This is a genomic window from Halomonas sp. 707B3 (genome assembly GCF_024158645.1).
Lineage (GTDB): Bacteria > Pseudomonadota > Gammaproteobacteria > Pseudomonadales > Halomonadaceae > Vreelandella > Vreelandella lionensis.
Genome location: NZ_JAMZBE010000161.1, coordinates 1 through 7,433 on the forward strand (window position 1 = coordinate 1; position 7,433 = coordinate 7,433).

At 56.4% G+C, this 7,433-nt stretch carries 7 protein-coding genes; 3 read left to right on the plus strand and 4 right to left on the minus strand.

Annotation, left to right across the window (positions count from 1 at the left end; all coding sequences use genetic code 11):
* Nucleotides 1-221: 221 nt before the first annotated feature.
* The 4 genes from BIS10_RS16030 to BIS10_RS16045 form a co-directional block, all read right to left on the minus strand.
* Entirely contained in the window at nucleotides 222-782 is a 561-nt protein-coding gene (locus tag BIS10_RS16030; protein WP_083023102.1) for a manganese efflux pump MntP family protein, read from the minus strand.
* A 360-nt stretch (nucleotides 783-1,142) separates the two neighbouring features.
* The gene (locus BIS10_RS16035; RefSeq protein ID WP_253506629.1) at nucleotides 1,143-1,805 is read right to left on the minus strand and encodes a phosphoribosyltransferase; all 663 of its coding nucleotides are present in this window, start codon (nucleotides 1,803-1,805) and stop codon (nucleotides 1,143-1,145) included.
* A gap of 9 nt (nucleotides 1,806-1,814) precedes the next feature.
* Nucleotides 1,815-3,149, minus strand: a complete 1,335-nt coding sequence (locus BIS10_RS16040) for an erythromycin esterase family protein (protein ID WP_083023098.1) — start codon at nucleotides 3,147-3,149, stop codon at nucleotides 1,815-1,817.
* 122 nt (nucleotides 3,150-3,271) lie between these two features.
* Nucleotides 3,272-4,012: a CDP-alcohol phosphatidyltransferase family protein gene (locus BIS10_RS16045; RefSeq protein ID WP_253506633.1), complete on the minus strand. Its 741-nt coding sequence runs from the start codon at nucleotides 4,010-4,012 to the stop codon at nucleotides 3,272-3,274.
* Nucleotides 4,013-4,270: 258 nt separating this feature from the next.
* Here BIS10_RS16045 and BIS10_RS16050 point away from each other — a divergent pair, with 258 nt between their 5' ends.
* The 3 genes from BIS10_RS16050 to BIS10_RS16060 form a co-directional block, all read left to right on the plus strand.
* Nucleotides 4,271-5,251, plus strand: coding sequence for a zinc-binding alcohol dehydrogenase (locus BIS10_RS16050; protein ID WP_253506636.1), 981 nt, complete (start codon nucleotides 4,271-4,273; stop codon nucleotides 5,249-5,251).
* Between the two features lie 34 nt (nucleotides 5,252-5,285).
* Complete coding sequence (locus BIS10_RS16055; RefSeq protein ID WP_253506639.1) at nucleotides 5,286-5,684, plus strand: 6-carboxytetrahydropterin synthase; 399 nt, start codon at nucleotides 5,286-5,288, stop codon at nucleotides 5,682-5,684.
* The coding region (locus BIS10_RS16060; RefSeq protein WP_253506641.1) for a glycosyltransferase at nucleotides 5,681-7,433 on the plus strand (1,753 nt) is incomplete at its 3' end. The genes BIS10_RS16055 and BIS10_RS16060, both read left to right, overlap by 4 nt.

Sequence of the window (7,433 nt, forward strand, 5' to 3'; positions counted from 1 at the left end):
ACGGGCTTGCGAAAGCCAACTTGCACGGGGCGAATGATCAAAAAGTGCTCGCTGGCGGTGATAGGGAAAGTGTCGGCGCCGGCTTCACGGATTCAGGTAATAAAAAACGGGTGGCGAATAGGCCACCCGTTTTTTATATCTGTTTTTCTTTAGAACCACCGAAATGGTAGCGCTGTTAAACTCTATCTTAAACACAGCTGCTCATACTTATGGCTGCGTTATTACAATACGCCCGTATGCTCCACGACCACCATGACACCAATCCCAATCAGCACCACGCCGCCTATCAGTTCCGCCCAGTGGCCTACGTATTTACCAAACTTATGACCAAGCAGTGTACCCAGCGATGCCATCACGGTGGTGGCAAGGCCAATAGCAAGGCTGGTGGTGATGATGTTCACATCAATAAATGCCAAGCTGGCGCCCACGGCCATGGCGTCCAGGCTGGTGGCGGTGGCCGTCAGTACCAGCAGCCACAGCGTTTGTTTGCGGTGCTCTACTTTTTCTTCTTTTTTCAGCCCTTCATACATCATATGCAGGCCAATGATGGTCAGTAGAACAAATGCAACCCAATGATCCCAGGCTTCTACGTACTGCTGAGAAGCCTTGCCTGCTACCCAGCCGAGTACAGGCGTCATCGCTTCAATAATGCCGAATACCAAGCCAATACCGACCGCATGGCGGAAGCGGGGTTTGGTGAGTTCCGCGCCTTTACTGATGGAAGCTGCAAAGGCATCCGCCGACATGGAAACCGCTAAAAATAGTAGGGCAACAGGTGTCATGACACATGTACTCTTTGGTAATACATTTGCGCACAGCGACTGCGTCAGCATGCGTTACACCGCATACCTGAGCGCAAAAGTGGGGGATTCAATAGCGGTGAATCTTATCAGCTTTTAATCATTGAACAAGGCAAGGAGTGAAAAATAAAGTTTGTAATAGCGAACTAATATAGCCTTGGCTAACAATGTGTCTGTTAGCTGATTTTGTTGGCCTTTTCATCTTTTTTTGTTTTTTTAAGGTAAGTGGGTGAGATATAGGGTTATTAAATATAAGAGGCGGAAATTAGCAGGTGTTTAACAGTTAAAAGAGTGCTTTTTTACGGTAGATTAAAAGTTATAAATATAGGGCAAAGCGCCTATTTATTTGTTTTTGGGAGGCTGTGCTTTTTGTAATAACGCGATCACTTCGTCATCGTTGGTTTGGGTGAAGTCCTGATAATACGCGCCAACGGCATTAAAATAGTCGGGGGTCATCAGGCAGAGGTAGTCATCTACTTCGGCGGCCAGCTCGGTTAATGCAGATTCCGGGGCGACGGGCACCGCTAGGGTAATACTGGTGGCGCCCGCTTGGCGTAATGCTCTGGCGGCTGCCTTGGCCGTTCCACCAGTGGCAATACCGTCATCTATCAGTAACACTCGGCGGCCGCTAACGTTAACCGGTGGGCGCTGGCCGATATACGCGTGGCGGCGACGGGTGATCTCATCCAGCTGCCGCTGAATTTCTGCTTCAAGGTAGCGTTCGGAAGGTTGAAATATATCTACCATTTGCGGTGTTAGCACTACCTGCGGCGGGTCGCCATCAACAACAGCGCCAAGCCCAAACTCAGGCTGCCCAGGGGCGCCAATTTTGCGCACAATAACCACATCAAGCGGGAGCTTTAGCCGGGTGGCTACCTCGTAGGCCACAGGCACTCCACCGCGGGGAAGTGCCAGTACGACATCGTAGTGCGTACTGGTGAGTGCTTGGGCAAGCCGACGACCCGCATCGCGTCGATCTTTAAACAGTGCTCTATAGGCGACCATGAGTTGCTCCTAAACGCCAAACGGATAGGTATCCGGTACGCCATGGGGCCTTTCACTGGGCAGCGGCGTGATGGGGGTGGTCTCGTCAAACCACACGTAGGCATCAAACTGCTCTGCTAGCGAGGCCTTGAAGTAGTGGCTGTAGTACTCGCTTTCAGGACGATAGATAACACCAATAGCGCGTTCTAAGCGCGTTGGGGTTAAGCGGTCGCGAGCATCTGTGTGGTGAGAATGCCGTAGATCAATTAAGGCGCGTGGCAGCCGCGTTTCATGGAAGATGCGTTCAAAGGAGTCGGTACGTGATGGCACCACCTGTTTGATCTGCATGGGTGAATCCCAGTTATCGGCGGCGGCGACGTACCCGGTATGCGTCCCAAAACCGATGAGCACTGCTTGATCCCCATAAGCGGTGCGACATAGCTCGCCGATATTGAATTGCCCCTGCCAACCCATCTCCGTAGCAGAGGCATTACCAATATGGGAGTTGTGCGCCCAAACTACTACCTTGGCATCAGGGCCTTTGGCCTGGATAAGCTGTTGCAGCGTATTGAACATATGCCGGTCACGCAGGTTCCAGGATTGGGTGGAGCCACGATACATCAGCCGGTAGTACTGTTCCGCCGCTCTCACCACACGGGCGTTCTGGGTCGCATTGAAATAGGCCTCGCCGTTCTCTTTGGCCATGTACTCAAGCCGGTGGTCCAGTAGCGTTTGAAGTTGCGCCACCACTGCCTCTTCGCAAGCGTCTCGCTCGCCACGTAAGACGGCGTGTCCGTACAGAGCGGGTTCACTATGCCAGGGCGTTAAGCAGCCATAACGTTGGCGGGCAAGATTGGCGGCATCGGGGTCGATTCGGCCTAGATAATCCAGCACGGCAACCATGGAGGCACGCAGTGAGTAAATATCCAGGCCGCGAAAGCTGGTGCGCTGTTCAAAGGGCAGGCTGGCATTATGTTGGCGCAGCCACTCGGTAAAGATTTCAACTTCAGTGTTGTGCCACATCCAGGCGGGGAATCGAGTGAACGCCTGCCGCTTTTCGCCTACTACCGGGCGGTGCCTAACGTGGCGGTCAATATGCGCAGCGTCGGGCCAGTCCGCTTCAACGGCTACAATATTAAATCCGTGATGTTTGATAAGCCGTTGGGTAATTGCCGCCCGCGCTCGATAGAATTCGGAGGTTCCGTGGGACGCCTCGCCCAGCAATACCATCTTGGCCTCGCCGAAACGGTCAAATTGAGCGCCGAAGGCTTCTTCTTCCAGCGTGGGAAGAGGCTCGCAAGCGTTAGCAATCGCCTGTGCGGTTTGCCGAGCAGAAGGGAGGGAAGCTACTGTCGAGTGATCCATAGGAATCTCCCGGAGCGCAGTGAGGCGTGTGAAATTTACTATAGTCAGGAAACATCGCCTTATCCAAGCTTATCTTGGCTGGTCGGCCAAGCAGCATCAGGTCCCTTGCAACATGGGCTGGGTTAGTGCGGAGTTTTGCAATGATCGACTTTCCGGTGTAGCCACCACACGTCCACACCGAATGAGTAGACAAGGCTCATCAGGGCGCTCAACGCCAGCAAACCGGCGAGAAAAGACGAGGTTAGTGGTGTTAATGCTAATAGTAGCGCGACCACCTGCCACACGCAGACGGCTTTACGACGAAAGCTCTCGTTCAGCGGTTCATTCAGCCAGGGGAAGGGCAGGCTAGCGGCAACAAACAGGTAGCGCATACCGCCAATCAGCAGTACCCAGAGCCCGAGTGATTCTTCCACAATCAGCCCGATACAGAGCAGTGTGATCAGCAGGGCGTCCAGCTCCATATCAAACCGGGCGCCAAACGGGGAGTGGCTGCGTGTTCGCCGAGCTATCCAACCATCCACCCCATCCAGCAACAGGGCAATGACTGCCACGCCCAGCCATAGCCAGATCGCCTGAATAAACGCTTCGCCAACCAGCGCTCCTGCCACTAGCGAAATTAGCACGGAGCGGCCCAGGGTGACTCGGTTGGCCCAGCCCAGCGGCCCGTGGGGCCAAAACGCCAGTACCAGCAGGCTAATCAGCGCATAGAAAGCACCCGCCACCCACCAGTTCGACGCGCTGGCCATGAGCGGGGTGAGCAGCGTACCAAGCCCAATCAGTAGCAGTGCGCCTAGCAGAAGCTCAACGCCACTGTAGAGGCGTTTAGGGAACGAATAGCTAGAGGAATTAGACGCATGGGGCATGGTGGCTCACGAAGCGGGGTAACCACCCGCAGTTGAAATTAATGATGCAATTATTTAACTATGTACCATTCTTGTATAGGTGTGTAAGGTTGTCTATGCAACGAGCGTCTCTTTTTAATTCATGTTGAAGGCTGGCAAGTGTTAATAGACCAATGCCTTTTCTACGCTAAGCTATAGGTGTGCCATTGAAAAGTCGCCAAATCTTAGCAACGCTAAGATCTACGGATGGAAACAGCGCTTCAACGATAAGGAAATGTCATGTCGGCGCCTGATATGGCTATGGCTTTTTGGGTAACGCGCCCAGGCCATGGCGAATTGCGGCACGAAACGCTGCCTGCCTTGGGTGAAAGTGATGTTCGTGTTCGCGCCCTTTATAGCGGCGTTAGTCGTGGTACCGAGTCGCTGGTGTTTAATGCCCGCGTGCCGGAAAGCGAAACGCAGCGTATGCGTGCGCCTTTTCAGGCGGGCGATTTTCCTACCCCGGTGAAGTACGGCTACTGCAGTGTGGGACGTGTAACCCACGGCCTTTGCGAGCTTGTCGATAAAACTGTTTTTTGCCTTTACCCCCACCAAGATCACTACATCGTACCTGCCGCTATGGTGGTGCCGATCCCAGAGAGCGTGCCTGCCCATCGTGCGGTATTGGCGGCCAATATGGAAACCGCCCTGAACGGCGTATGGGATGCCAACCCCATGCTGGGCGAGCGGGTGTGTGTGATGGGCGCTGGTGTTGTTGGCGCGCTGGTCGCTTATTTATGCGCGCGAATCCCTGGGGTAGAGGTGCAGCTGATTGATGTTAACCCCGAGCGCGAAGCGCTTGCCCGCGCCTTAGGTGTGCCTTTTGCCCTGCCTGAGCAGGCACCTACGGATCAAGACTGCGTGATTCACGCCAGTGGCCACCCGGATGGCCTACGCCATGCCATGAGTTTAGTGGGCAACGAGGGCCGCATAATTGAAATGAGCTGGTTTGGCCAGGGTGAAGTCTCTCTGCCGTTAGGCGGGGCATTTCACTCCCAGCGCTTAACCCTGCGTGCCAGCCAGGTGGGTCAGCTGCCTGCCAAGCTGCAGCCCCGCTGGAACTACCGCCGCCGCCTGGAAGTAGCGCTGCGCCTACTCGCCGACCCAGCGTTAGAGGCACTCATTAGTAGCGAAAGCGACTTTGCTGATTTCCCCGCGCTGGCGCCAGCGCTGTTTGGTAAACACAGCACTGCACTTTGTCACCGAATTTGTTATCCCTAACGTAGTAAGTACTTACATTTCGATAGGAGTTGCCATGTACCGTTTATGCGTTCGCGACCACTTTATGATTGCCCATAGCTTTAAAGGCGAGATTTTCGGTCCTGCACAGCGCACCCACGGCGCGACTTACGTGGTGGATGTGGTATTTCAGCGCCCAGAGTTGGACCAAGACGGGCTGGTAATTGATATCGGTCTGGCCAGCGAAACTGTCAAAGAGGTGCTGGCGGATTACAACTACCGCAACCTGGATGAGGTAAGCGAGTTTACCGGCCAGAACACCACCACCGAATTTATGGCGAAGGTGATCTTCGACCAGCTAGCCGCGGCCATCAAGGCGGGCAGAATGGGCGAGACTGCGAAAGGCCTTACCCAAATGGAAATCAAGCTGCATGAATCCCATGTGGCCTGGGCAAGCTATGAAGGGGCGTTATGAGCCAGCGCTATACCTTATTGGTCGCCGGTGACCCGAACCAGCGCACCGGCGGCTATATCTACGATGCCCAGATCGTCACCGCGCTGTGTGAGCAGGGGCTTGAGGTAGACGTGAGAGGGTTAGATGGCCGCTTTCCCGATGCCGATGACACCGCCAGCCAAGCGCTGAATAAGGCGCTGGATGCGCTGGTCGATGGCGAGCGGGTGATTATCGATGGCCTTGCCATGGGCGCGTTACCGGAAGTTGTGGCCCGCCATGCGGACCGGCTGGATGTCACGTCGCTGCTGCACCACCCGCTGGGGGACGAGCAGGGGCTTTCCAGTGAAGAGCAGCAGCATTTGCACCGCTGCGAGCTAACCGGGTTAGCCTCAGTGGCTCGGGTTATCGTCACCAGCCGCTTCACCGCCCGCCGTTTAAGCGAACTGGCGAACGACTACTCGCTGCCGGTTACTGCGCCCATTACCGTCGTCGAGCCCGGTGTTGCCCAGGCACCGATGAGCCCGGCGCCTAACGAGGGCGAGCCTATCCGCCTGCTGTGCGTGGCAACGCTAACCCCGCGCAAAGGCCAGGATGTGCTGGTCAAGGCGTTAGCGCAGGTGGAGAGTAGCCAGTGGCAGTGTGACTGCTATGGCGGTGCCCGTGATGCGGAGTTCAGCGCCAAGGTGCAGCAACTGATTGATGAGCATCAGCTCGCCGAGCGCGTCACCCTGCATGGCGAATGCGATTCCCCTACCCTTGAAGCTGCTTACCAGAACGCTCATGCGCTGGTGTTGCCCTCTTGGTATGAAGGGTACGGCATGGTGGTCACCGAAGCCTTGGCCCACGGCCTGCCGGTGATTACCACCACCGGTGGCGCGCTGCGCGATACCCTGCCGGAAGGTGCGGGTATTAGCGTTGCCCCGGGCGATGTTGAGGCGTTAAGTGCCGCGATTGCCAATTTCTGCACCAACGAGGCGCTGCGCACGGAGCTGCGTGCCGGTGTGGCGGTGGCCCGTGGTGAGCTAAACGACTGGCAAGCGGCGGGCGGCGAGTTTGCCAAAGCATTGAACGACGAAAGCTCGACCGAACTCTCGGCGGGCAGCCAGTTTGCCGCCAGCTGGCTTTCACTACGTGAAGCGGTGGATAGCCACGCCCGTAGTGAAGGGCTGGTTAGCCGCCTAAACGATTGGCTAGCGGCCCGTTCTGCGCCTGCCGCATTGGCCGATCTAGGCTGCGGGCGGGGCAGCAATATGCAGTTTTTAGCGCCACGGCTCTCTAGCGCTCAACGCTGGGCGCTGTTTGATCACGATGCCGCCTTGTTGCAAGAGGCGCGAGCACGGGCGCGACCACTGCACGATGCCGCGGGGCAGCCGCTGAAAGTGGAAACCCACTGCGCCTCGTTGTCCAATCTCGACCATCCGGCGTTAAAAGACGTGGATGTCGTGAGCGCCTCGGCGCTGTTGGATCTGGTCTCCCAACAGTGGATAGACGCGCTGGCCGCGCAGTGTGCAAAGCGTCCGCAGGCGCTGATGGTGAGCTTAAGCGTCACCGGCGAGTGGTACTTTGTAGACGCCGAGCAGCAGCCCATCGACGACCCGGAAGACCGCTTTGTGCTGGGCCTGTTTAACGCCCACCAGCAGCGGGATAAAGGCTTGGGCGAGGCGCTTGGCGGCGCTGCCCACGGTGCGTTGGTGAACGCGTTGCAGCAGCACGGTTACATGGTAGAGGAGGCGCCTTCACCTTGGCAGCTTGTGGCGGGCAGCCATGAGC

Bases quoted from the DNA above. Each gene is read 5' to 3' on its own strand.
- BIS10_RS16035 (WP_253506629.1), bottom strand. From the start codon at position 1,805: ATGGTCGCCTATAGAGCACTGTTTAAAGATCGACGCGATGCGGGTCGT.
- BIS10_RS16040 (WP_083023098.1), bottom strand. From the start codon at position 3,149: ATGGATCACTCGACAGTAGCTTCCCTCCCTTCTGCTCGGCAAACCGCA.
- BIS10_RS16055 (WP_253506639.1), top strand. From the start codon at position 5,286: ATGTACCGTTTATGCGTTCGCGACCACTTTATGATTGCCCATAGCTTT.
- BIS10_RS16030 (WP_083023102.1), bottom strand. From the start codon at position 782: ATGACACCTGTTGCCCTACTATTTTTAGCGGTTTCCATGTCGGCGGAT.
- BIS10_RS16045 (WP_253506633.1), bottom strand. From the start codon at position 4,012: ATGCCCCATGCGTCTAATTCCTCTAGCTATTCGTTCCCTAAACGCCTC.
- BIS10_RS16050 (WP_253506636.1), top strand. From the start codon at position 4,271: ATGTCGGCGCCTGATATGGCTATGGCTTTTTGGGTAACGCGCCCAGGC.